A 23,993-nucleotide genomic window follows, 5' to 3' on the forward strand; every position below is an offset into this window, starting at 1 on the left:
GGATTCATGAAGTGATCCCTATAACCCTTTAGGAGGAAGCATAAGCATATGAGTTTTTTCAAAAAACTGAAAGACAGCATCTCCGGCAAAACGGAAAGCGTAACGAAACAGTTCCGCGACGGTCTGGAGAAAACACGCAAGGGCTTCGTTGAGAAGGTCTCTGATCTGATGATCCGCCGCAAAAAGATAGATGAAGAGTTCTATGAGGAACTGGAAGAGATTCTGATCGGCGCCGATGTAGGCGTAAATACGGTCATGAATCTGGTGGAGGAGCTGCGCGCCGAAGTGAAGCAGAAGCGGATCGAGGACGCGGCAGAGCTTCAGCCGATTCTCTCCCGCAAGCTGATGGAGCTGCTGCGCGGCGATGACGACAACAGTCTGAACGAGAATCCGGACGGCATTACTGTGATCCTGTTCGTCGGTGTGAACGGAGTCGGGAAGACCACGACCATCGGCAAGCTGGCGCACCGCTACAAGCAGGAAGGCAAGAAGGTGCTGCTGGCGGCAGGCGACACCTTCCGTGCCGGAGCCATTGAGCAGCTTGAGGTGTGGGGCAAGCGTGCCGGGGTTGATGTTATCAAGCAGCAGTCGGGCTCCGATCCGGCAGCGGTGATGTTCGATGCGGTTCAGGCTGCCAAGCAGCGCGGTGTGGATGTGCTGATCTGCGATACGGCAGGCCGGCTGCAGAACAAGAGTAATCTGATGGAAGAGCTGAACAAGATCTTCCGTGTCATTCAGCGCGAGATTCCAAGCGCCCCGCATGAGGTACTGATGGTGCTGGATGCGACCACCGGGCAGAATGCGCTGACTCAGGCCAAGCTGTTCGGCGAGAAGAGCGGCGTGACCGGACTCGTACTAACGAAGCTGGACGGTACGGCGAAGGGTGGTATCGTGGTAGCGATCCGCCAGGAAATGAACCTGCCAGTGAAGCTGGTGGGTCTCGGCGAGAAAATGGAAGATCTCCAGCCGTTCGACTCCGACCAGTTCGTGCATGCCCTGTTTGCAGGCGTAATCTCGGAGGAAGCGGACGCCGAAGAATAATGACTCTAGGCAAGAGCTGAATGGGTAGTCGAAGACCTTTAACTACAATAGATGACTGCGCTGCAACCTCCCTTTGGAATGAAATATTCCCGGGGAGGTTTTTTGTTGAACGGATTGGAGCGGCTGAGAGAGGAGGGGAAGCGGAAATAGTTGGATTTTCTCCACTTGCTGAGGAAAGAATGGTCTCTGTTAGAGCAGTAGTTGGAAAAACTACACTTAAATGAGCGCATTTCAGCCAATGTAGCTGATACTAACACTAGCAGTTGTAGTTTTTCCACTTGCTTGCCCTTATCCCTCAGAAATCGAAGAATTAAGATACGTTTGTCCACCTGCTGTTGCGGGGCTGCCGCTTCTTGGCTTCCCGCGCAGAATCCCCCGCCAAGGACATATCCTGCTCTGCAGAAAGGAGCCTCCACCAGTGCATAATCATCCTTCGGCGTACTCCCCTTTTGGCCTTTCAAAGAATATGCCGAAATCATGTTAAAAATACAACATATGAAAAATTCATAATAGTACTGCTTGTCAGCGCTCCAGCATACAATTGGATGTGGAATTCACTCTGTACGTCCCTGAAAGCAGTGAAAAGAGAAAGGAAGCGATTCCAAACCGGCAGAATGGTTCAGAAACTCCATTTTGCTGTTATATATATTGACATGAATAATATCATTTACGTATTATGAAGGTAGTGAAACATATTTTAATGGTGAATTTTTAATTTTTGAACTTATTTGTTAAGAAACATAACACATTATACTGATCCGAGAGGAGTCGGGCTCATGTCCAAACTAGATCCTTTGCCCGGTCTGTCTCCGTATCCGCTGCAGCATTTCTATGATGAGATGTATGCGGATGAACGGAACGTCCGGCCTCATTACAAGCATGTGAACCGCATGTTTTCCGGGATGAGCCCCGAAGAGCTGCAAGGCAAGCAGAAGCTGATGCAGCGTCGGATGATGGAAGAAGGCATTACCTTTACTCTGTATAACCCGGCACAGGATCAGCCTATGGAGCGGACGATTCCTTTTGACATGATTCCGCGCATTATTCCGAAAATGGAATGGGAACGGCTGGAGGCGGGCATTGTGCAGCGGATTACGGCACTGAATCTGTTCATTCATGATATTTACCATGAACAGTACATTGTGAAGGACGGCATTGTGCCGCGGCGGATGATTATTTCCAACTGTTATTTCCGGCCGGAAATGTGCGGACTCCGCGTACCCGGCGGCGCATACATCACCACTTCAGGCATCGATCTGATCCGCCATCATGACGGGGAGTATTACGTGCTTGAGGATAATCTGCGTACACCTTCCGGCTTCTCTTATCTGTTCAAAGGCAGATCGCTCATGAACCAGCTGTTTCCTGAATTGTCGTTTGCCAGCTCGATCCGCGATGTGGATCACAGCCTGAACCGCTTCCTGTCCGTGCTGCGCAGCCTGTCTCCGTCCCGGACCAAAGACCCGGTCATTGCCCTGCTGACACCGGGGGAATACAATTCTGCTTATTATGAACATGCTTTCCTGGCGCAGCAGATGGGCATTCATCTGGTAGAGGGCCGCGATCTGGTCGCCCAGGACCACAAAATCTACCTGAAGGTGATGAACGGTCTGCGCAGAGTCGATGTGCTGTACCGGCGGCTGGATGATGATTTCATTGATCCGCTCGCTTTTCAGCCTAACTCGCTGCTGGGGGTCGCAGGTCTGATGAATGCCTACCGGGCAGGAAATATCACAATTGCCAATGCGCCCGGAACCGGGGTAGCTGATGACAAGGCCATGTATGTGTATGTCCCCGATATGATCCGCTATTACCTTAACGAAGAACCGATTCTGGGCAATGTGCCGACCTATCTGCTGTCACGGCCGCAAGAGCGCCAGTATGTGCTGGATCATCTCGCTGAAATGGTGGTGAAGGAGACGTCTCTCTCCGGGGGATACGGCATGCTGATCGGAAGTGAAGCAACGAAGCAGGAGCTCATAGACTTCCGGCTCAAAATACTGGCAGAACCGGAGCGTTATATCGCTCAGCCAATCATGTCACTGTCCCGTGCGCCGGTCTTGTCAGAAGCGAGCATGGCTCCGCGGCATATCGATCTCAGAGCGTTTGTGCTGATGGGGGCTGACCGCAAGCCGCATGTCATTCCAGGGGGCCTCACCCGGGTGGCGATGCGCGAAGGCTCGCTGGTCGTGAACTCCTCCCAAGGCGGCGGAGTGAAGGATACCTGGGTAATGGCCTAGAGACTATCTAAGGTAAAGGGGTGGCTAGAATGCTTAATCGCAATGCGGAGGCTCTATTCTGGATCGGCCGGTATATTGAACGGGCTGAGAATCACGCCCGGCTGATCGACGTACATTACCATATCCAGCAGGAAGAGGATTTCCAGGAAGAGGGCCACAAGTGGTCGCGCCTGATTAACGCGCTTGGGGTGCGGAACGAATATCTGCGGCAATTCGAGAGCTTCAGCGAGCAGGATGTGTTATCCTTCATTACGCTGGATCTGGGGAACACCAATTCCTTGTTCTCCTGTGTGCATCAGGCCAGGAATAATCTGCGCACTCTGCGGCAGCATCTGCCGAGCGAGCTTTGGGATATTGTCAATGGCTTCAACCTGTGGCTCGGGGAGCAGTCGGTAGCGGATATCATGCGCGGTCCCCATCAATTCTATCAGCAGGTTAAGGAACGGGCGGCGATGTTCCTCGGCGCGGAGCAATCGGTGATGCTCCGGAGCAATGAATGGCATTTCATCGAGAGCGGCCGGTTTCTGGAACGGGCGGAGAATACGACGCGTATCCTGCAGACCGTCACGGTATCCTGCAAGTCGAAGGATATCAATTCCATCTATACCCAGCTTCAGGCTGTGCTGAAATCGGTGAGCGGTTATCAGTCCTTCCGCCGGTATTATGCCGATGATATGTCGCCGGAGTGCATCCTCGAATTCCTGATCGTGAACCCGTTTTTCCCCCGTTCGATCCGTTTCTCGTTCCACAAGCTGGAGGAGCATCTGGCCAAGCTGGAGCTGGACACTACTGAGAAGGGCTCGGGGCATGAGAAGGTGATCCGGCAAGCAGGCAAGATCAAGGCGGAGCTGGATTATATGGAGAAGGATGAGATGTCCGGGGACCTGGCCCTGGATGTACTGGAGTCACTGATGATATCCTGTCAGAGGCTCGGACGAACGATGGACGGTGCTTTTTTTCGCCGAGAAGGAGTCTCGGTATGAAAATACAAATCAACCACACAACCACCTACAACTACCCCGAACCGGTGACGGACAGTGTCAATGAGATCCGGCTGACGCCGCGCACGAACTACCGGCAATCCTGTTATCACCATGAGGTGGAGGTGCATCCGCCGGCCAATCTGCTAACCTATGAGGATTTCTTCGGCAACCGGGTCCATGCCTATTCGGTGAACAAGCCGCACACGGAAATGGTGATTCACACCAAGGCTACGGTGGTCACGCTCGATAAGGCGCAAGGCGCAGATCTGCCGCATATACCGCTCGAGGAGCAGGTGAAGCTGCTGAATGACGAGAAGTTTCAGAACCGGTATATAGAGTTTATTCTGCCTACCCGCTACACCGAGGTGACGCCGGAGCTAGTCGAGTTTGCTTCGCAGCATCCTTTTGAGGACGCCGAGGATATGTATGAATGGACTAAGAAGCTGTCGTCCACGATCTATGAGCAGTTTACGTACGATCCTGAGGCAACGAGCGTCAATACTACGGTAAAAAGAGCGCTGATGCTCAAACGCGGAGTCTGCCAGGACTATGCGCATCTGATGATTGCAGTCTGCCGCAGTGTCGGCTTGCCCTCGCGTTATGTGAGCGGGTACCATTTTGTCGGGGATCTGCAGGGGGGCAACGCCAACTTCGAACAGGCCTCACATGCCTGGGTGGAGACGCATATTCCGGGTACGGGCTGGCTGGGGTTCGATCCGACCAACAATGTTGAAGTGAGCTGGCGGTATATCAAGCTTGGGCATGGACGGGATTATAAGGATATTGTTCCGGTCAAAGGCGTATACCGTGGAGGAGCGGGCAAGCTTACGGTCAAGGTGGATGTACGGCACTTGGAGAATTGAATGTGTTAGAGCAGGCCCCGCGAAAGTGGGGCTTTTGCTGTTGCTGATAAGGTGCATCATAGCGTAGGCTCAGTAAGCTGTGTGCTGTGCTGTGCATGTTGCACAAGGCTTGTGCATTTTTTTGCATAACATGATTATAATCAAGCATCAATTGGGTAATCTTGAAACAGAGCCATTACAAGCAGAATGGTATTTATGGAAGGAGAGTGTACATATGAGCCCAAATATAGCAAAAAAGCAGCGTTTTCAAGGGAAAACAGCCATAATTACAGGTGCGGGCTCGGGAATCGGCAGAGCGGCAGCGATCCAGCTGGCACGTGAAGGCGCGAATGTCGCCTTGTTCGATCTGGTGAACGAACGTACCTCTATCCTGGAACAGAAGCTGAACAAGCTCCGCAAGGACTGTGCATTAGCAATTGATGTGGATACTTCGGATGCCGGCCGGATGGAGGAAGCGGTGCGCAGAACCGTGGAGCATTTCGGAGGTCTGGACATTGTGTTCGCCAATGCAGGGATTAACGGAGTGGTCGGGCCGATTGAGGAGCTGAGCGTAAATGATTGGGAGAAGACCCTGTCGGTCAACCTCACAGGTACCTTCCTGACGCTGAAATACAGCATTCCTCACCTGAAGGAGAAGGGCAAAGGCAGCATTATTATTACCAGCTCAATCAACGGCAACAGCAGATTTACCAGCTTCGGCTGGTCACCATATAGTACTACTAAGGCCGGGCAGGTTGCTTTTGCCAAGATGGCTGCACTAGAACTGGCCAAGTTCAAAATTCGTGTCAATGTCATTTGTCCGGGAGCCATCGCCACGAATATCGACGAGAGCACGGAGTGGAACGAGGATGTGGAGTCGATTGTTATTCCAATTGAATTCCCTGAAGGAGCGCAGCCGCTTGCAGACGGACCGGGCAAACCGGAGAATGTAGCCGATCTGGTCGCCTTCCTGGCCTCGGATGAATCTATTCATATTACAGGCTCGCAGATTGTGATTGACGGTGCGGAGTCTTTGTTGTCTTAGGTATATCCTTAAGGAAAAGGTGATTTCATGAATCCAGAAGTGACTGATTACATTGCTCAGATCAAGCTGCCCTGGCAATCGGAGATATGCTCCAAGCTGCGTGAGGTCATTCATGGGGCAATCCCGGAGGTAGCGGAACGAATTCAGTATGGCAAACCGCATTTTCTCAAAAACGGGAAATATGCCGCTGTCCTCTCTACCGCCAAAGGCTGGGTGAGCTTCTCCATCTTCAACGCAGCAGCGCTGGAAGTGCCTGAAGGCCAATTCGAAGCGGGGAGTGGGGATCGCCTCACAACCAAGCTGACGGAGGGCAAGGCTGTGGATTATGAACTGCTGTCTTCCTTGCTGAAGCAGGCTTCTGCTGCATTATAAGAACTGACAAATAGCGATCCTCCGGGATATAGAGACACTGCCATGATTGGCGGTGTTTTTCTGTATGCGACAAACAGTCTAATTAGATAGTTGTAAAATAACAAACGAAATGATAATATGTCTATATAAAAGTGAACAAAGGGTGTGGTGGTCCAGTTGGCAGGAGAGAATGAGGCAGTGCAGATATCGGAGAAATTCTGGAATGCTTCCATTGCAGAATTGAAGCAGGGCTATAATGTGGAGACGGAAGCGCGTAAGGAAAAGTATCATTGTCTGGTCTGCGGGATGCCCTTCGAGAAGGGTTTAATCTATAAGGATGGCGAGCAGTATTACGAAGCGGAGAAGTTCGCAGCTCTGCATGTGGACCGGATTCATGGCGGGATGTTCAACTGGCTGCTGACGCTGGACAAGAAGCTGAGCGGGTTAACCGAATTGCAAAAGGGGCTGCTCCAGGCTTTCCGCCAAAGTCTTAGCGATGCAGAGGCGGCCAAGGAGCTGGGAATCGGCAGCACCTCCACGGTGCGCAACCACCGGTTCACGCTTCGCGAGAAGGTGAAGCAGGCCAAGCTGTTTTTGGCGGTCATGGAGCTGGCTGAGGAGAAGCCGGGAGCTTCATCGCCTTTTGTGAGCATTCCGCGTACGGCTGTGATGGTCGATGAACGGTTTGCGATTACCGAGCAGGAGAACGCCGAGATTCTAGGCGCCTATTTCAAACAGGGGCCGGACGGCCCATTGTCAGAGTTCCCTAAGCGGCAGAAGCGTAAGGCGGCTATTCTGCGCCATCTGATTCAGCGGTTCGAAACGGGACGCAAATATAGCGAGAAAGAGATTAATGCTGTGCTGGAAGCGGCTTATCCCGATTATGTGACGCTGCGGCGTTACCTGATTGATTACGGGCTGCTGGACCGCGAGGATGACGGCAGCAGATACTGGGTGAAATTATAACGGAGAGAAGAAGGGGAGAGAAGAAATGACGGATAAAGCCAGACGCAAGGAACTGGGATATAATTACGCGCATTCGCACAGGCCGATGGGGGTCTACAGAATTGTAAATACCGGCAATGAGAAAATGTATATTGGCAGCAGCCTGAATCTCGACGGGGTCTGGAACAAGCATAAATTCATGCTGGATATCAAAGCCCATGACAACAAGGAGCTGCAGAGCGACTGGAATGAACGCGGGGAAGCGGGCTTCCGCTTCGAGGTGCTGGAGCAGATTAAGCCGGAAGAGGATTTCGTGGCCGATGTGCTGGAGCTGAAGAAATACCGCAAGCAGCTGCCGGATATGGAGAGTAAATGGCTGGAGCAGCTGTCTCCTTACGGAGAGCGCGGATATCATAAGCAGAAATAGAATGAAAGGTACGGTGGATATGGCTATACTATCTTGGCTTGCAGAACAGAGAATTCAGGAAGCGATGCGCAGCGGAGAGTTCGCCAATCTGCCGGGGCACGGCAAGCCGCTGGAGCTGGAGGATCTCTCCGGCGTACCCGAGGAATTACGGATGTCCTACAAGATTATGAAGAACGCCGGGCTGCTGCCGGAGGAATTGACGCTGCGGGCTGAGTGCGTAACGCTCGAAGAGCTGCTGGTGGCTTGCCACCGCAGCGGCAACAACGACACTGGCGAACGTAAGGAGCTGGAAACCAAGCTCTCGCTCAAGCGTCTTCGTCTCCAACAGCTTCTTCAGGAACGCGGGCTGGAGGGCAATGCTGCATATGCGGATTACGGGGACGCGATCGGGCAGCGGCTGACGGGAATAGAAGAGTAAGCAGGAAACCTCCGGTTCTATGAACTGGAGGTTTTGTGCTGGGTAGGGGAATGGGGGAAGTGCGTTTCTAAAACCACCGCCAGTAGATGCTGTTTTTCCACGTGCTTGCCTACAATCCGCCGAAACCCTGAATGTTCACCGTAAGGGCGACTAAGCTTCTACTTGATATCCGGGGCGGTTTCACCCATGATAATGAAATGGATATGAAACTTAACTTTTAGCGGATGATGGAGAGATGAAATGAATCAGCTTCCAATTATGCAGGTGCTTCCTGACCTGAAGAGGATTTTAACTGACCGTACAGCGGCTATTCTGATCGCCGAACCCGGAGCGGGGAAGACCACGGCTACTCCGCCTGCTCTGCTGGAGGAGCCATGGCTGGCCGGTAAAACCATTCTCATGCTGGAGCCCAGACGTCTGGCAGCCCGTTCGGCCGCAGGCTATATAGCTTCCTGTATGGGGGAGAGTGTCGGTCAGACCGTAGGATACCGTATGCGGATGGATACCCGGGTCGGTAAAAATACACGTATCGTTGTAGTAACTGAAGGCGTTCTGACCAGAATGCTGCAAAGCGACCCGTCGCTGGGGGATGTGGGGCTTGTGATCTTCGATGAGTTCCATGAGCGCAGCCTGCATGCGGATCTTGGACTGGCACTGGCGCTTGAAGCGCAGAGTGTGCTGCGCGAGGATTTGCGCATTCTGGTGATGTCTGCGACCCTGGATGGAGACCGCGTAGCTTCTCTGCTGGGGGAAGCACCAGTCGTGCGTTGCCCTGGTCGGACCTATCCGGTAGATACGATCTATATGCCGGAGGCAGGCAATGCTACCCTTACTACCCCCGAGAAATCCGCAGCCGCCGCTGTCCGCCGGGCGCTCGCTGAGCAGCCGGGGGATGTGCTTGTCTTTCTGCCCGGCGAGCGGGAGATCCGCCGGACGGAGCAGGAGCTGGCATTAGGGAGTCTGCCACCGGGGACAGTGCTGCGTCCGTTATATGGCCAATTGCCGCAGCCGCAGCAGGATGCAGCGGTGGCTCCTGCTGTAGATGGCGAGCGGAAGGTCGTGCTGGCGACCTCCATTGCCGAGACGAGTCTTACGATAGAAGGGGTTCGCACGGTGATTGACACGGGGCTTCGCCGGACGCAGGTATTCTCTGCACGTACCGGCATGCCGCGCTTGACGACGGTGCCGGTCTCGAAGGCATCGGCCGATCAGCGGCGCGGCCGGGCAGGCCGCACTGCGCCGGGCGTCTGCTACAGGCTGTGGAGCCGGGAGGCGCATGATCATCTGCCGGACGACAACGTGCCGGAGATCATGGAGACCGACCTGGCGCAGCTCGCCCTGGAGCTGGCGCTATGGGGCGTGCGCGATCCTGGAGCGCTCGCCTGGCTGGACGCGCCGCCTGCCGCGCCTTACGCGCAGGCCACGGCGCTGCTGCGCCAGCTCGGCGCGCTGGACGCCGGCGGCGCCATTACGCCGCACGGCCGCAGCATGGCCGTGCTTGGCGCGCACCCGCGCATCGCGCATATGCTGCTGCGCGCGGCAGACCTTGCAGCCGCGCCGCTCGCCGCCAGGCTCGCTGCGCTGCTGCAGGAGCGGGACCTCTTCCGGGGTCCCGCGGCTCTAGATAGCGACCTCACGCTGCGCGTGGAGGCGCTATTCGGGTTCGAGCGCTCCGCCAGCAGCGGCGGAGCGGACCCGGCGGCCTTGCGCGCGGTGCAGCGCGAGAGCCGGGTCTTCCTGGCGCAGCTGCAGGCAGCGCCAGGCGAAGGGCCCGGCGACATCAGCCGCAGCGGCCTGCTGCTGTCGTTCGCCTATCCCGACCGCGTCGGGCAGAAACGCGGCGACGGCGCGTTTCTGCTCTCGGGCGGCCGGGGGGCGGCCATGCGCGAGGGGCAGCCGCTGGCGCGCTCGCCCTATATCGTGGCGCCCGGCGTGGATGACCGTGCCGGGCAGAGCAGGATTATGCTTGCCGCAGCGCTCTCCGAGCAGGACCTGCTGAAGCATCATGCGGACAGCCTTCTGGAGGAGCGCGAAGTCTACTGGGACAGCGAGAGCGGAAGCGTGAAGGCGCGTAGAGTGACCCGTTTGGGGACGCTCATTCTGAAGCAAACGACCCATGAGCGGGCTACTCCCGAGGAGACAGAGAGCGTATTGCTGAAGGTAATCGCTGCAGAAGGGCTACAACTGCTGCCTTGGGAGAAAGGGACCACCCAGCTGCGGCAGCGGATGGAATTCATGCACTCGCTGCGGGCCGAGTGGCCCGATATGTCGGATGAGGCGTTGACGGATACATTGGAGGAATGGCTGGCACCTTTTATACAAGGGATGCGGAATCTCCGTGATTTACAGCGGGTGAAGCTGACGCAGGCGCTGGAGGGGATGCTGGACTGGAATAGCCGCCAATTGCTGAACAAGGAGGCGCCGACGCATATTACGGTGCCGAGCGGTTCGCGTGTCCCCTTGGATTACAGCAATCCGGGAGCGCCGGTACTGGCGGTAAGGCTGCAGGAGATGTTCGGGCAGATCAATACCCCACGGATAGGGGGAGGGAAGGTTCCGGTGCTGCTGCACCTGCTGTCTCCGGCGAGAAGGCCGATGCAGATTACTTCAGATCTGTCGAGCTTCTGGCAGAACACCTATTTTGAGGTGAAAAAAGATCTGAAAGGCCGTTATCCCAAGCACTACTGGCCGGATAATCCGCTGGAGGCAGTGCCGACCAACCGCACCCGTTCTTCCAAATAGATTGAGTGATGATTAGGAATTAATGCAGCCGGTGAAGTTTTTCCTGTTTGGGCACCGTGTGAACGGGTAATACAATAGCGAACAACAATTACGAAGGAGGGCTTCAAGTGACAGAGAAAATTATTGGCGTATTCGATACGGAACAAGAAGCAACCAGAGCGATTGAAAGTTTGCAGAGTCAAGGGTTCACGAACGATGAGATTTCAGTAATTACGAAGGATCGAGATGACCTGAAACACATCTCCGAAGATACAGGAACGATGGCGCCGGAAGGCGTTGCTACAGGTGCAGCCACCGGCGGTGTAGTTGGCGGAATTACCGGCTTGCTGGCCGGGATCGGTGCACTGGCTATTCCGGGGATCGGTCCAATTCTTGCGGCGGGTCCAATCGTAGCTACACTGACAGGGGCTGCCATCGGAGTAGGAGCAGGCGGACTGGTGGGCGGATTAATCGGACTCGGTATTCCCGAGGATGAGGCCAGAGATTATGAAGGCTATATCGACAGCGGCAAAATCCTCGTCCTCGTCGATGACAACGGCCGTGGAAGAGATATCCATACCGTATTCCGGGGTAACCGTTCACTCAACTCCAACCGGTACGACAGCCTCTACCCGGAGGATACCAGAGTCGGCAACTCTTTGGGCAACAGGGGCGCGATGAACGCAGACCGTGATCCGGACCTCTACAACCGCGACAAAATCTAAAAATTAGAGCAAGCTTATGCTTGCATTCATAGCTTAACCAAAAACTGCCTGCGGCGAACATGCCCGGGCAGTTTTTGGTGCTTATTTAGGAAATTATAATATCCGTCTGCTATGGATAAGGGAGGAACAGAGACCGCATGAGTGAATAAGGAACCACAATGTATGCGAAAAACCGAACACAATTGGACTGGGAGTGCTACGTAGGCTAAATGTAATCGAAAAACCGAACACAATTGGACTGGGGGCGCTACGTAGGCTGTGCATTTATCGCAGGTTGTACCAGAAGTATTTTCACAGAAAAACCGAATACAATAGATGCCGCTGCGCGGAGGGAAGGGCCCCATGCATCACAGCCAGTAAAATTTTAAGAGGAATCCTGCAAAAAGTGCAACAATACTGCCCCAAAGAAGCGGTCTATGCTGAAATCCTGCACGAACTGCAACAAGTTCAGCGCTAACTTGCTCTAAACACTGAAATTTGTGCAAATAATGCAACATTGTTCTTCAACCAGTAAAAGGTATAGAGAAATCCTGCAAAAATTGCAACATTACTGCTCCTTAAAAGCGGCCAGTGAGAGAGGCATTAGCATCATTCACCCGGCAGAGTGATTTTGTGCTGATTAACCTAATTGTGCTAAAGGATGATTCTGGTTAGGATCAGATCCGTCTGCTCCTCTTCACCCATATAGAAGGAGTGAGTGCCTGTTTGTACAAAATTTAATTTATTGTAAAAAGAAATCGCGTTTCCGTTTTGTTCCCAAACCCCCAGCCAGAGCTTCCTCTTATTCTTTTCGGCCGCGATTTCCACCGCTTTCTCAATGAGCTGTTTCCCTAGCCCCAGCCTATGAAAGGGCCTTCTAATATAGATCCGTTCCACTTCAAGCGAGTCCTTGTCCATATGTTCAGTTTGGGCATCATCGGTGTTAACCTTCAGATACCCGGCAATTTCTTCATTATAATAGATAAAATAAAATTCAGAATGGCGGTTGGCGAATTCTTTTTTTAATTGCTCTGGATGAAAGGCTCTTTTCAAATAAGCTTCCATAGCTTCTGGTGAATTTTGATTTTTGAAGGTGTCCGTAAACGTTTCAATACTGATTTTTTGCAAGGTCTCCAGATCGCCGGAAGAGCATCTCTTTATCAATATAGTCATCAATAATTCTCCTTTTGTAAAATTAGTAGTCACTTGTACAATCAATAGTCCCGTTTGTTTCCCTTTTTTACATACTCCCAGTCTTTTTCCACATTGGATCTGACTCTTTGCAGCAGGTTCACCAGGGTTTCTGCCTCACTTTCGGAGAAGCCGGACAGCGCTACGCTATTGGAATAATCATTTTCCCTTTTGATCAGAGGGTAGACGGCCTGCCCTTTCTCTGTAGGGATCAGCCGCTTGATTTTTTTGTTATGCTGATCTTCATTTTTTTCAATAAAACCGTTAATCTCAAGCTTCTGTATAGCACGGGCAGCCGTTGTCCGGTCCACCTTAATCATTTCAGCCAGCTTCTCCTGGATGATCCCCGGATGCTCACAGATCCGCACCAGATACAAATATTGCCCCCTGGTAAGGTCGTACTGCTTAAATTCAATATTGCTGATAGAATCCAAGGACCGGGCAATCATTCCCACCTCGCGCAGAATCTCCTTCATAATCACAGCTCCATTAACCATGTATTTTCTAAGCTTATAGTTTTTAAAATAATACAGGTTTTTTGTTGTAATTACAACAAAAAAACCATAATGAAAGTGAAGGTGGTATTTTATTTCATCATATGAAAAATTCATAATAGAACGACAAAAAATTGCCTCTATCTACAGCACAGAAGCGGAGACGATTATAGTTTCTGATATCCAAGCAGCATTGCTTGCAAAGAGAAAAATGACCAGTATGGCGTCAGATTTAAAAGGGTGGAGTTAAAGCGCCACTAAGCCGAAGATTCGGTGTAACGGACTGAGCCCTTATTCCGGAAGAAAGTCCCCACTAGAGCAAGTAGTAGACCCCATGGCCCTTAATCCGGGAAATCTCGCTTCTAAACTTGTATTAGCAGGACCATAAGGCCACTCGGTCCGTAAACTCACAAAAAGTGTTGTTTTCTTACATCTAACGTCTCTCCGGTCCGTTAAGGGCTTATCGGTTGCTGTGGTAATAAGCACCGAAAAGCCAATACAAACCACTGACAACCTAATTTCATCATATGAAAAATTCACAATAGAAGGACTAAATAAACAACCGCTTCTATCCACAACACCACACAACCAAACTACATACGTACCTATCCCCTTAAAACAGGAAAAAGTGATTATTAACATCTTTACCCGGCAACGTAAATACCCAAATCCCCGAAATTTCACATTATCCGAACTCAAGCTTTATTACTAGCAGAGCTAGCAGACTATAATACTGTCGTAGAATTTTATTCTCAAATTACTTGTTGTGAAGGCTGGGAAATAGAGTTTATACTAGAGACATAGTTTAAATTTGCAATTCTCAAATAAACAAACATATAACTTCTTATATTTTAAATAAAACACCCCGGGAGGTGTCTTAATGGCGTTTATGATTGCCCAGCGGGCGTTTATAAAGGTATACCTGATTACGATGGTGGAGCAGCACAAAGGGTACGGGTATCAGATGCTGGAGGATTTGCGGAGAGATTTCAAGCCCTATGGTTATGCTCCTCCCCAAAGTGAAATTTACCGCGCCCTGCATGAGCTGGTGCAGCAAGGGATACTTTACCGCACCAAGCAGCTCAAGGGGAGCGATCCGAAGGTAGATTTTCAGGAGATTGTCCTGTATCATTTCACTTCTGATGGAGAGGAGAAGGCCAAGCTGTATAAGAAGCAGGTAAAGGCTGACCTGGACCGTTGTCTTGGAATCCTTAATAAGGCGGTAGCGGACAACTTCTGATGGGAGATCCACGAGCTGGCGGGCTCATGCATATCGATCTAGCTACGAGCCGGCGGACTCATCTATATCAGTCTATCCGCGAACCTCGCAAGCTATGACTTGCCGCTCAGGAATCCTCTTCTTCAACATCCTGCCCTGGAGGGGTCACCGGCGAGCTTGCGCTGCCATAATCCTCCACGGCTTCCCAGGCACCGGCGTCATCGAACCTTCCGCTATGCTCCTGGCGTCCTTCGCCTGCACCGGCTGGTGGTGGCGTCATGACCTCTTCTTCCACAGGGCGTGCGCCGGTGTCACGGCTGGTTGGCGCGTGCTCCACGGTATAGCGGGTGAAGGGGATCGCTTCAAGCCGCTCATAAGAAATCTCTTGCTTGCTGGCTTCGCAGATACCGTACGTTCCGTCCTCCACCCGCGCCAGAGCAGCCTCAATCTCCTTTAATTCTTCGGATAGTGAGGTATTGATGGACAGGTCGCGGCTCCGTTCGAAGGTCTCAGTTCCTGTATCGGCAGGATGGTTATCGACAGAAGAGAGCTCGCCCGTAGAGAGAATAAGGGAATCGCCAAGCAAGCTGTCTTCAGCCCCGTTGCTGGAGAAATGCTGCTCCAGTTCTGCCTTGCGCTCTTCCAGGGCTGCTCGGAGTGTATTCAATTGGTCTTTGGTTAAGTGGCTCATGTGGTCATCTTCCTTTCAGCTTAATTAGTAGTTATACTGTCGTAATCTTTCCTTACCCTATTGTTATAAAAGGCAATCAGTAGTCAATTCTATTGCTGAATTGTAACTTTAGTGATATTTTCAGGTTGCTTTCACCCTGTTATAATAATTACTGCCGGATGAATGCAGTAGACACTTGGAGGTTATGAAATGGACGAACATATGAAACGGCGGCTGGATAAGCAAAGAAAGCTGTTCAGCCAGCTCGGCATTACCCTTGATGCACTTACAATTCATGAGAAGGAATTCGGGATGAAGCTTCGCGGATATGACGCCGAAGAGGTGGATACTTTTCTGGACAGCGTAATTAAGGATTATGAACGGTTCTATGCTACCATAGCGGATCTGATGGATAAGTGGCAGGAGCAGCAGATTGAGATGAAAGAGCTGAAGGCAGAGGTCAAGACAGCAGCCACTCCGGCCCCGGTTCCGATTATTAAGGGGATTGATCCGCAGGACCTGGAGGATATTATCATCAAGCTGGAAGCCAATGTGCGTCAGCTCAAGGACAGATTGCCATTGTCCCGCACGGAGGGGTATTTGTAAGACATGTACAGCTACAGCATAAGAGAACAATATGCAGCGTAAGAATAACTCTGGACGGGGGTTGGACCATTGCCGGAGAAGCATGCGTGGAGCTTGAAGATCCGCGGCAAAATCGCACTTGGCTATGTCATCATATTATTAATGTTAGGTCTATTTCTGATTATAGTCTCTGGCCGGATTAACAGCCTGGAGAAAGAAACCGTGTTCTTGAGCGATCATGATATAGAAGTTCATGAACTTACATATCAAATTGAGAAAAATGTACTTGATATGGAGACCGGACAGCGGGGGTACGTCCTTACCGATGATGAGTCCTATCTGGTACCGTATAATGACGGGCTGGTGCAGTGGAGGATTAATGCAGCGAAGCTGAATAATCTCATTGCCGATAACCCGAAGCAGGTACGGAATCTGGACACGATTACGGATAATATCGAGAAGTGGGTCGATGTAGCCGGGCAGCATGTGGTTGAGCTGAAGAAGAATGGCAATACGGAGGCAGTCAACGCTTTTTTTCGCAATGATACGGGGAAAAATCTCGTCGACACGATCCGCTCCCAATCCGACTACTTCCGTGACATCGAACGTACGCTCACGAACGACCGGATCAGCAATCTGAAGGATAGCAATCATAAGCTGCTGATCACGATGTACATATTGTGGGGATTGGTGGTCCTACTTGCGCTGCTCATCACTTATCTGCTCTCGGCCAGCATTGTGAATCCTCTGCACAGCGTCATACAGGCCATTAACAGTATTGCCTCCGGCGGTAACCGCTCGGAGCGGATCAAGGTGAAGACTCTGGATGAAATCTATGATTTGGGTGAAGCGACGAACGGGCTGCTGGATAATGTGCAGCGGGAGCAGTGGATGAGCGAACAGCTCACCTCGATGTCGATAGCCCTGCAAGAGACCGTTGATATGCCTTCACTGTGCAGAATTTTTGTCAGCCGGTTGTCGGTTATGCTGGAAATGCAGTATGCCACTATATACGTCGTGAATAACGAGGAACTGTTCGAGCGCATCTATTCCTATGCAGGCGCAGAGAATAAGGAAGAACGCATCGGGCCGGAGTTGATTCAGCCGGGAGTAGGCCTGGCAGGTCAATGTGCGCTGGATCAGCGGATGAATGTGATCGAGCAATTACCCGAGGATTATATCTATATAAGCTCTGCTCTGGGCAGAACGGCGCCGAGGTTCGCTGTGATCGCTCCGATTATTTTTGAGAACAAGACCGTTGCTGTACTGGAGATTGCTGCGCTGACCCGTTGGGCGCCTTACCATTTCGAGCTGTTGAAGGAATTGCTGGACATGATGGGTGTTACCGTGAATTCGGTGAAGACCCGGATGGAGATCCAGAGGCTTCTGCATGAATCGCAGGTGATGAACGAAGAGCTTCAGGTTCAATCCGAAGAGCTGCAGACCCAGTCCGAGGAGATGCAGATGCAGACGGAGGAGCTTCAGAGCCAGACCAGCGAGCTGCTAACCGTGAACAAGGAGCTTGAGAACCAGAAATATGTAGCCGAGAATGCAGCGATCGAGCTGGAGCGGTACAATGAACAGCTGGAGCAGAGCTCGCGCTACAAGTCTGAATTCCTGGCCAATATGTCGCATGAGCTGCGGACACCACTGAACAGTATGCTGATTCTCTCACAGCTGCTGACGGAGAACCGCAATCATACGTTAACCGAGGAAGAACTGGGCTATGCCTCTGTCATTTACAATTCCGGCAGCGATCTGCTTAGTATGATTAACGATATTCTGGATCTCTCCAAGGTGGAAGCCGGCAAGATGCTGGTGGAAATGGATGCCGTCAATCTCACCGAGCTGCCTTCGCTGTTGCAGGGCTATTTCGGCAAGCTTGCAGAAGCGCAACATGTGGAGTTTAACGTAACCCTGAACCCGGAGGTTCCGGATCTGTTCTTCACCGATGAGATGCGCCTGCATCAGATTCTGCGGAATCTGCTGTCCAATGCCTTCAAATTCACTGAGCAGGGCGCTGTAACCGTGAAGATTACCAAGCTGGCGGCATATTCGGATCAGAGTTACATAACAGAAGGGCCGGTGCTGGCCTTTGCTGTCCAGGATACCGGAATCGGCATCTCTGAAGAGAATCGTGAGCTGATCTTCGAGGCCTTCCGCCAGGTGGACGGAACGACTGCCCGCAAATTCGGGGGAACCGGTCTGGGCTTATCCATCTCCCAGCAATTGGCTCAGCTACTGGGCGGGCATATCAGCCTGAAGAGCGAAGAGGGGAAGGGCAGTACATTCACCTTGTATCTCCCATGCCGTGAACTGGACAGTGAAGAAGAACCGTTCCATCCGGATCCGGCGGATCTGGCTCAGACTGCAGCCGGGTCGGAGCACTCCAGAACCGTTCATGATACAGGGCAGCCGGGTAATAGCGGGGACTCCCTGTTCGAGAAAGAATACACCCTTCTGCAAGGCAGAACTGTCCTGATTGTGGATGATGATATGCGCAATATTTATGCCTTGCAGAAGGGTCTGGAGCCTTACGGAATGATCATCATGACCGCTCAGACGGGTTATGAATGTCTTCAAGTGGTTAGAGAGCAGCCGGAGGTGGATATCGTACTCCTGGATATTATGATGCCGGTTCTGGATGGCTACGATACCCTGTCCATTATCCGTGAGGAAATGCATCTTATCGACCTTCCAATCATAGCGATCTCCGCCAGGACGATGAAGGAAGACCGTGAACGGTGCCTGTCCGCCGGGGCCACTGATTTCATCAGCAAGCCGGTATTGATGCAGGACGTCATTACACGAATGTGCAGGTACATTTGACTTTTTCAAAAACCCATTGACGAGTATACAAGGTATGATTTATGATGGGTTCATAAATGATCATTTATATGTAGTGGCGTGTTACCTTAACAGGGCATGAGCCAAGATTCGTACTCAATACATTGAGTCCAGTCTTGGCTCTTTTTTGTGCAAAAAATCAGGCAATGGGCGGAAAGGAGGGGGAACTTGGCGAGGGACACTGAACAATTTCAGGTGCTGCGGGTGATTGGGAATAATGTCGTCATGGTAGAGGGCGGCAAAAAGAGCAAGGAATATGTAATTATCGGCAAGGGCATCGGATTTGCGCTTAAGGACACAGGTGTTATTGATTCGGATGATCCCCGGATTGAAAAGCTGTTTCGGCTGGAGGACCGGGAGGAATGGAGTCAGTATCAGATTCTGCTGGAGGACATTGATCCCAAAGTCATGAGAATCACGGATGAGATTATTTCAGATATCGCCCGTGAGTTTCCCGGCAAGTTAAACGACAAGATCTATTTGGCGCTCCCCAGCCACATCCAATTCACCATTTTCCGCTTGCGCAGCGGGATGGACATTGTGAATCCATTCCTGGAAGAGACCCGGATGACATTTCCTAAGGAATTTGAGATCGCTTCCAAGGCGGCCGGAAAGATCAGCGAAGGCTTTGAAGTGCAGATTCCAGAAGACGAGGTCGGATTCCTTACTTATCATGTATATTCTGCAGTCAGCAATGTGCCGGTGGGCCAGCTTGTGAAGGCTTCCAACATTGTCAGCGAGCTGATGGAGATGATCCGCAGTGAACGCAAGATCCGCTTTGAGCAAGGCAGTATGAATCATGTCCGGCTGATGGTCCATTTGAGATTCTCGATTGAACGGATTCTGCAGGGTTCGCTCATCGACAATCCTTTTGTGAAGCATATCAAGAAGGAATACAAGGATGAATACAAGCTCGCTCAGAGAATGGGCAAAGTCATGCAGGGCAAGCTCAGTGTAGACGTTCCCGAAGAAGAAATCTGCTTCCTGGCTATGCATCTGCACCGGCTGTTCCAGACGATAGAGAAGAATAAATAGCAGCGGCAAGGAGTGACTTTTATGTTTTCGAGATGGAAAGCTAAAAAAGAAGAGAAACCTACTGAGGCGGTAACCCGCCTGGAGATATACGCTCCGGTCAGCGGACAGTCCGTACCGTTAACGGAAGTGCCGGATGAGACCTTTGCCGGTGGGCATATGGGCCAGGGCATTGCCATAGAACCTATAGAGGGACGGTTAACCGCCCCTTTTGACGGGAAGATCGCCCATGTGGTCAAAACCAATCACGCTCTAATCCTGGAGCATCCCTCCGGTCTGCAGCTGCTGATGCACATTGGAATTGATACGGTCAGCCTTAAGGGGAACGGGTTCATCAGCCATATCGCTTCTGGAGATGAAGTCAAAGCAGGCCAGACGCTGATCGAGTTCGACCTGGAGATGATCCGGAGCGCGGGTTACCGGACGATCACCCCGGTTATTGTAACCGGCAGCGGGGAGGACCTCCCGGAAGTGAATTGCCATTACGGGGCGGTTAGCGCCGGGCAGAGCAGTATTCTTACGGTGGCTTTACAGCAATAAAGCATACATGTACTTAATATGAAACCAGGGGGATGATTTCATTATGTTGGCTTTTCTACAGAAGTTAGGGAAATCTCTGATGCTTCCAGTCGCAACTTTACCGGCGGCAGCGATTCTGCAAGGGTTTGGACTTATTAATTATGAGAAGGATTTCCATCTGGGCAGTACCGTAGGCGGATTCCTCAACCAGTATGTGGCTCCTTTTCTGAATGCGGGTGCGGGCGCTATATTCGGCAATCTGGCGCTGATTTTTGCAATTGGGGTGGCGATCGGGTTTGCCGGAGATGCGGTTGCCGCGCTGTCTGCGCTCATTGCTTATCAGGTGCTGGACAGTATTCTTAAGGTCCTGCCAGCTCAAATGCCGTTCATCGCCGATGATGTGAAGCTGAATATGGGCGTGCTGGGCGGGATTTTTGCCGGAGCCTGGGCTGCTTACCTGTACAAGAAATATCATAATATCAAAATGCCTGACTGGCTCGGCTTCTTCGCAGGTAAACGGTTCGTACCTATCATTACGGCCATAACCACCATGATTCTCGCAGTGCTGTTTGGGATGATCTGGAGCCCGATTCAGGATGTGATCAGTGATTTCGGTACCTGGGTTGTCGGTCTCGGAGGTGCAGGGGCATTTGTATTCGGGACGGCTAACCGTCTGCTGCTCCCGTTCGGCCTGCATCATGTAATCAACGCTATCGCCTGGTTCCAGTTGGGAGATTTCACGAACGCTGCAGGGGATGTTGTTCACGGTGATCTGACGCGCTTCTTTGCCGGAGATAAGACCGCAGGAATGTTCATGACAGGCTTCTTCCCGATTATGATGTTCGCTATGCCGGGGGCAGCCCTGGCGTTCATTCATACAGCCAAACCGGAGAAACGCAAAATGGTCGCATCCATCTTCATCGGCTCGGCGATTGCTTCCTTCCTGACAGGGATCACGGAGCCGCTGGAGTTCTCCTTCATGTTCCTCGCACCGCTGCTGTATCTGGTTCACGCTTTGCTTACCGGTTTTGCCGGATTCCTAATGTATGTGCTGGATGTGAAGCTAGGGTTCGGATTCTCTGCGGGACTCATTGACTACCTGCTTAATATGAAGCTCTCCACCAACGCGTGGGTGCTGATTCCGGTCGGGCTTGGTTTCTTCGTCCTATACTATGTGCTGTTCCGGTTCATCATCGTCAAGTTCAACCTCAAAACTCCCGGACGCGAGGATGAGACGGAAGAGGACCTGATTGATCTGTCCAAGAGCGGTACAGCCGTGTCGTCCTCTTCCAGAGCTGCCAAGATCCTGGAGAACATCGGTGGTTCTGCGAACATCCGCAGCATCGATGCCTGTATCACCCGCTTGCGCCTTAACGTGAATGATGACAAGGCGGTTAAGGATTCCGCGCTTAAGCAGCTTGGCGCTTCCGGTGTCATGCGGCTTGGGCAGGGCGCCGTACAGATTGTGTTTGGACCGCAGTCCGAGCAGCTCAAGGATGATATCAAGAAGCTGATGTAGCTTGAAGCTTATCAGCACAGCAGAATAGCTTTTCCTGGCAGGCATCCTTCATGGGATGTCTGTTTTTTTGGAATTTTACTGGTTTGCGGTTTGAACGGGGGCCCTAAGGGTTAAAAAACTAAAAATCCGTTTGTTTTGCGAAAGGATGGGGTATAGGTGAGAAAAAGGCGAATGTCCGGACTTGCGATCCGGCGGATATGGACGGCTGTTATCTGGCTGGGAATAGCTGTAGCACTGAGTGTAACAGCGGGCCAGGCGCAAGCTTCGCCAGCAACGGGCAAAACGATTGAGGTTAATCTGGATGATAAACCGTTGACTTTTGAGAAAGCTCCCTTGCTGGATAAAGGGACAACATTGGTTCCATTCCGTCCGCTGTTCGAAGCGATGGGCCTCAAGGTAGGCTGGAATCCCGCACAGCAGACAGTAACCGGTACGAAGGAAGGCCTAACCATCATCATGAAGATAGGCAGCAAGACGGCTACTGTCAATGGCACCAGTGTTCAACTTCTGCAAGCGCCAACAATTATAGACAGCTACACAATGGTCCCGCTTCGCTTCATCGGGGAGTCCACTCAGGCACTGGTGGCATGGAACCCGTATAAGCCGCAGATTCTTGTCTACACCGACCCTTATCTGGCGGCGAACGGTCTGACCAAAGCAAAGGCGAAGACGGCGGTTGACAAGCAAATTGCCGAATTCAAAAAAGTATATGACGAGCAGATCGCCAGCCAGCCGCCGCAGCCCAAACCGCCAGCTCCGGGGACTGTCCCGAATGCTCCTGCCGGAGACGGCTCCTATAAGCCAGCCGCTTCAGACCAAGTGAACCTGAGCAATCTGCAGGGAATGTATTACGGCTTCAGCCCGGACTACGACGGGTATGCGTGCGGCGGGATGTGCTGGAATATCATCACCTTCCTGCCCGGTAATAAAGTGGTTGTGGATTCTCCAAAGCAAGGTGGACCGGAGACGATCAACTGCTCGCTTGACGGCTGCCAGACCTATACGGTACAGAACGGGAAGATCAAGTTAAGTAATGGAAAGACTTATGACATTGCAGTCAAATCCGGCAAGCTGCATATTGATGATGTTGAGCTGAGCCGGGTCAAAACAGTCAAGAGCGGGCTGACCCTAAGTGGTACTTATGTCCACCGCGGCTTCCAGGGGCTGGCTGGGATATCTGCCGGATCAACTTCATGGACACGGACGCTGGTGCTGAACAGCAATGGAACCTTCACCAGCGACAACCTGATGCTGGGTACCGTCCAGGGCGGGGCGCCCACAACAGGCGGGGCCGGCGGTTCAGACACCGGTTCATACAAGATAAGCGGCAATACCATCGTATTCGCTTTTGGCAACGGTAAGGTATCCAGCTCCCTATTCTTCCAGCATGATGACGGCAGCATCCAGGTTGGCGACGAGAATTACAGCAAGCAATAGTCAGGAATGGAATAGCAAGACGCAAACGGTCCCCGGGATTTAACCGGTGGACCGTTTTTTTGTGGATGTAGATGCTTAGGGCAGCGCCTGGAGTGGATGTATGCGGGCCAACGAGCCTGCCGTATAATTAGAAGATCAGAATTGCTGGAGAGAAATCTTGAGGCAAGGTGATACAAATCCGCCCCAGCCTTCGTCTTACTTATAGCTGCAGCGGATAAGGAGGATTTACCTAATGAATATTCCGGAATCAGACCCATACAAATTAATCTTTTATGAGCATTACCCTAGTGTGCGCCGCAAGTTGGCGGCACTTGTGAGGGACGAGAGTGCTGCCGATGATCTGGCGCAAGAGGTTTTTATCAGACTCTACAGAAATCCGCCGGATGATCCGGCGGCTCTGGGGGCGTGGCTGCATAGAGTGCTTACGCGGATCGGATATGATTATCTGAACCAGCGGGTGAGAGAGCGGCGTCTGATCAACAAGCAGGAGCTGTTATATGATGCGGGGGCTTCTGCTCCTACAGGGGAAGAAGTAGTCCTTAGCAAGCTGGATCAGGAAGATGTGCGGAGCTGGCTGGAGGATCTTCCCGAACGGGACCGGCAGGCCCTGCTGCTTAAGTATTCGGGCTACAGCTATGCAGAGATCGCCGGGGAGCTGGGAGTGAAGCCGCCAGTAGTCGGAACCCTGTTAAGCCGGGCGACAGCCAAACTGAAACACCATGCGGTGAAATCCATTCCGCAAGAATAATGAGATCCGGGAGGA

General features: G+C 52.0%; 23 protein-coding genes. 20 read left to right on the top strand and 3 right to left on the bottom strand.

Translation table 11 applies throughout. From position 1 onward, the window contains the following. Positions 1-48 precede the first annotated feature (48 nt). From ftsY to NST43_RS13045, 12 genes are all read left to right on the top strand, one after another. Positions 49-1,041: a signal recognition particle-docking protein FtsY gene (gene ftsY / locus NST43_RS12990; RefSeq protein WP_339224796.1), complete on the top strand. Its 993-nt coding sequence runs from the start codon at positions 49-51 to the stop codon at positions 1,039-1,041. A gap of 20 nt (positions 1,042-1,061) precedes the next feature. Next, a complete protein-coding gene (locus NST43_RS12995; RefSeq protein ID WP_339224797.1) occupies positions 1,062-1,265 on the top strand; it encodes a hypothetical protein in 204 nt (67 codons plus the stop codon). A 552-nt stretch (positions 1,266-1,817) separates the two neighbouring features. Next, positions 1,818-3,281 carry a circularly permuted type 2 ATP-grasp protein gene (locus NST43_RS13000; RefSeq protein ID WP_209986075.1) on the top strand — a complete coding sequence of 488 codons (1,464 nt, stop codon included), beginning with the start codon at positions 1,818-1,820 and terminating at the stop codon, positions 3,279-3,281. 29 nt (positions 3,282-3,310) lie between these two features. Further along, positions 3,311-4,264, top strand: a complete 954-nt coding sequence (locus tag NST43_RS13005) for an alpha-E domain-containing protein (protein WP_339224798.1) — start codon at positions 3,311-3,313, stop codon at positions 4,262-4,264. Beyond that, entirely contained in the window at positions 4,261-5,127 is an 867-nt protein-coding gene (locus NST43_RS13010) for a transglutaminase family protein (RefSeq protein ID WP_209986081.1), read from the top strand. Before NST43_RS13005 ends, NST43_RS13010 begins: the two co-directional genes overlap by 4 nt. Positions 5,128-5,341: 214 nt before the next feature. Beyond that, on the top strand, positions 5,342-6,151 hold the full coding sequence (locus tag NST43_RS13015) for an SDR family NAD(P)-dependent oxidoreductase (RefSeq protein ID WP_209986084.1): 810 nt from the start codon (positions 5,342-5,344) through the stop codon (positions 6,149-6,151). 27 nt (positions 6,152-6,178) lie between these two features. Continuing rightward, entirely contained in the window at positions 6,179-6,523 is a 345-nt protein-coding gene (locus tag NST43_RS13020; RefSeq protein WP_339224799.1) for a DUF1801 domain-containing protein, read from the top strand. A gap of 177 nt (positions 6,524-6,700) precedes the next feature. Continuing rightward, positions 6,701-7,468 (top strand): DUF2087 domain-containing protein, encoded by a 768-nt coding sequence (locus NST43_RS13025; protein WP_339224800.1) that lies wholly within the window; start codon positions 6,701-6,703, stop codon positions 7,466-7,468. Positions 7,469-7,493: 25 nt separating this feature from the next. After that, entirely contained in the window at positions 7,494-7,874 is a 381-nt protein-coding gene (locus NST43_RS13030) for a GIY-YIG nuclease family protein (protein ID WP_209986092.1), read from the top strand. 19 nt (positions 7,875-7,893) lie between these two features. After that, a complete protein-coding gene (locus NST43_RS13035; protein WP_339225408.1) occupies positions 7,894-8,292 on the top strand; it encodes a DnaJ family domain-containing protein in 399 nt (132 codons plus the stop codon). A 240-nt stretch (positions 8,293-8,532) separates the two neighbouring features. Then, entirely contained in the window at positions 8,533-11,034 is a 2,502-nt protein-coding gene (hrpB, locus tag NST43_RS13040; RefSeq protein ID WP_339224801.1) for an ATP-dependent helicase HrpB, read from the top strand. Positions 11,035-11,141: 107 nt separating this feature from the next. Continuing rightward, positions 11,142-11,738: a general stress protein gene (locus tag NST43_RS13045; protein ID WP_209986099.1), complete on the top strand. Its 597-nt coding sequence runs from the start codon at positions 11,142-11,144 to the stop codon at positions 11,736-11,738. Between the two features lie 633 nt (positions 11,739-12,371). On the opposite strand, the gene NST43_RS13050 is transcribed toward NST43_RS13045, so the two are convergent. Continuing rightward, the gene (locus NST43_RS13050; protein ID WP_339224802.1) at positions 12,372-12,890 is read right to left on the bottom strand and encodes a GNAT family N-acetyltransferase; all 519 of its coding nucleotides are present in this window, start codon (positions 12,888-12,890) and stop codon (positions 12,372-12,374) included. A 41-nt stretch (positions 12,891-12,931) separates the two neighbouring features. After that, positions 12,932-13,384 (bottom strand): MarR family transcriptional regulator, encoded by a 453-nt coding sequence (locus tag NST43_RS13055; protein WP_339224803.1) that lies wholly within the window; start codon positions 13,382-13,384, stop codon positions 12,932-12,934. An 898-nt stretch (positions 13,385-14,282) separates the two neighbouring features. On the opposite strand from NST43_RS13055, the gene NST43_RS13060 reads away from it, so the two are divergent. Then, positions 14,283-14,642 (top strand): helix-turn-helix transcriptional regulator, encoded by a 360-nt coding sequence (locus NST43_RS13060; RefSeq protein WP_339224804.1) that lies wholly within the window; start codon positions 14,283-14,285, stop codon positions 14,640-14,642. A 106-nt stretch (positions 14,643-14,748) separates the two neighbouring features. On the opposite strand, the gene NST43_RS13065 is transcribed toward NST43_RS13060, so the two are convergent. Continuing rightward, a complete protein-coding gene (locus NST43_RS13065) occupies positions 14,749-15,288 on the bottom strand; it encodes a TraR/DksA C4-type zinc finger protein (RefSeq protein ID WP_339224805.1) in 540 nt (179 codons plus the stop codon). Between the two features lie 213 nt (positions 15,289-15,501). Between NST43_RS13065 and NST43_RS13070 the strand changes: the two genes are divergently transcribed. The 7 genes from NST43_RS13070 (at position 15,502) to NST43_RS13100 (ending at position 23,978) form a co-directional block, all read left to right on the top strand. Next, positions 15,502-15,897, top strand: coding sequence for a DivIVA domain-containing protein (locus NST43_RS13070; RefSeq protein WP_339224806.1), 396 nt, complete (start codon positions 15,502-15,504; stop codon positions 15,895-15,897). Positions 15,898-15,966: 69 nt separating this feature from the next. Beyond that, positions 15,967-18,705, top strand: coding sequence for a CHASE3 domain-containing protein (locus NST43_RS13075; protein WP_339224807.1), 2,739 nt, complete (start codon positions 15,967-15,969; stop codon positions 18,703-18,705). A gap of 186 nt (positions 18,706-18,891) precedes the next feature. Then, entirely contained in the window at positions 18,892-19,758 is an 867-nt protein-coding gene (locus tag NST43_RS13080; RefSeq protein ID WP_036728836.1) for a PRD domain-containing protein, read from the top strand. Positions 19,759-19,779: 21 nt separating this feature from the next. Beyond that, complete coding sequence (locus NST43_RS13085) at positions 19,780-20,295, top strand: PTS glucose transporter subunit IIA (RefSeq protein ID WP_339224808.1); 516 nt, start codon at positions 19,780-19,782, stop codon at positions 20,293-20,295. 43 nt (positions 20,296-20,338) lie between these two features. Next, positions 20,339-21,793 carry an N-acetylglucosamine-specific PTS transporter subunit IIBC gene (gene nagE, locus NST43_RS13090; RefSeq protein WP_339224809.1) on the top strand — a complete coding sequence of 485 codons (1,455 nt, stop codon included), beginning with the start codon at positions 20,339-20,341 and terminating at the stop codon, positions 21,791-21,793. A 156-nt stretch (positions 21,794-21,949) separates the two neighbouring features. Continuing rightward, on the top strand, positions 21,950-23,230 hold the full coding sequence (locus tag NST43_RS13095; RefSeq protein WP_339224810.1) for a stalk domain-containing protein: 1,281 nt from the start codon (positions 21,950-21,952) through the stop codon (positions 23,228-23,230). A gap of 232 nt (positions 23,231-23,462) precedes the next feature. Beyond that, the gene (locus NST43_RS13100; RefSeq protein ID WP_036728818.1) at positions 23,463-23,978 is read left to right on the top strand and encodes a sigma-70 family RNA polymerase sigma factor; all 516 of its coding nucleotides are present in this window, start codon (positions 23,463-23,465) and stop codon (positions 23,976-23,978) included. Positions 23,979-23,993 lie beyond the last annotated feature (15 nt).

This window comes from Paenibacillus sp. FSL H8-0332, from assembly GCF_037963835.1.
GTDB lineage: Bacteria > Bacillota > Bacilli > Paenibacillales > Paenibacillaceae > Paenibacillus_AQ > Paenibacillus_AQ rhizoplanae.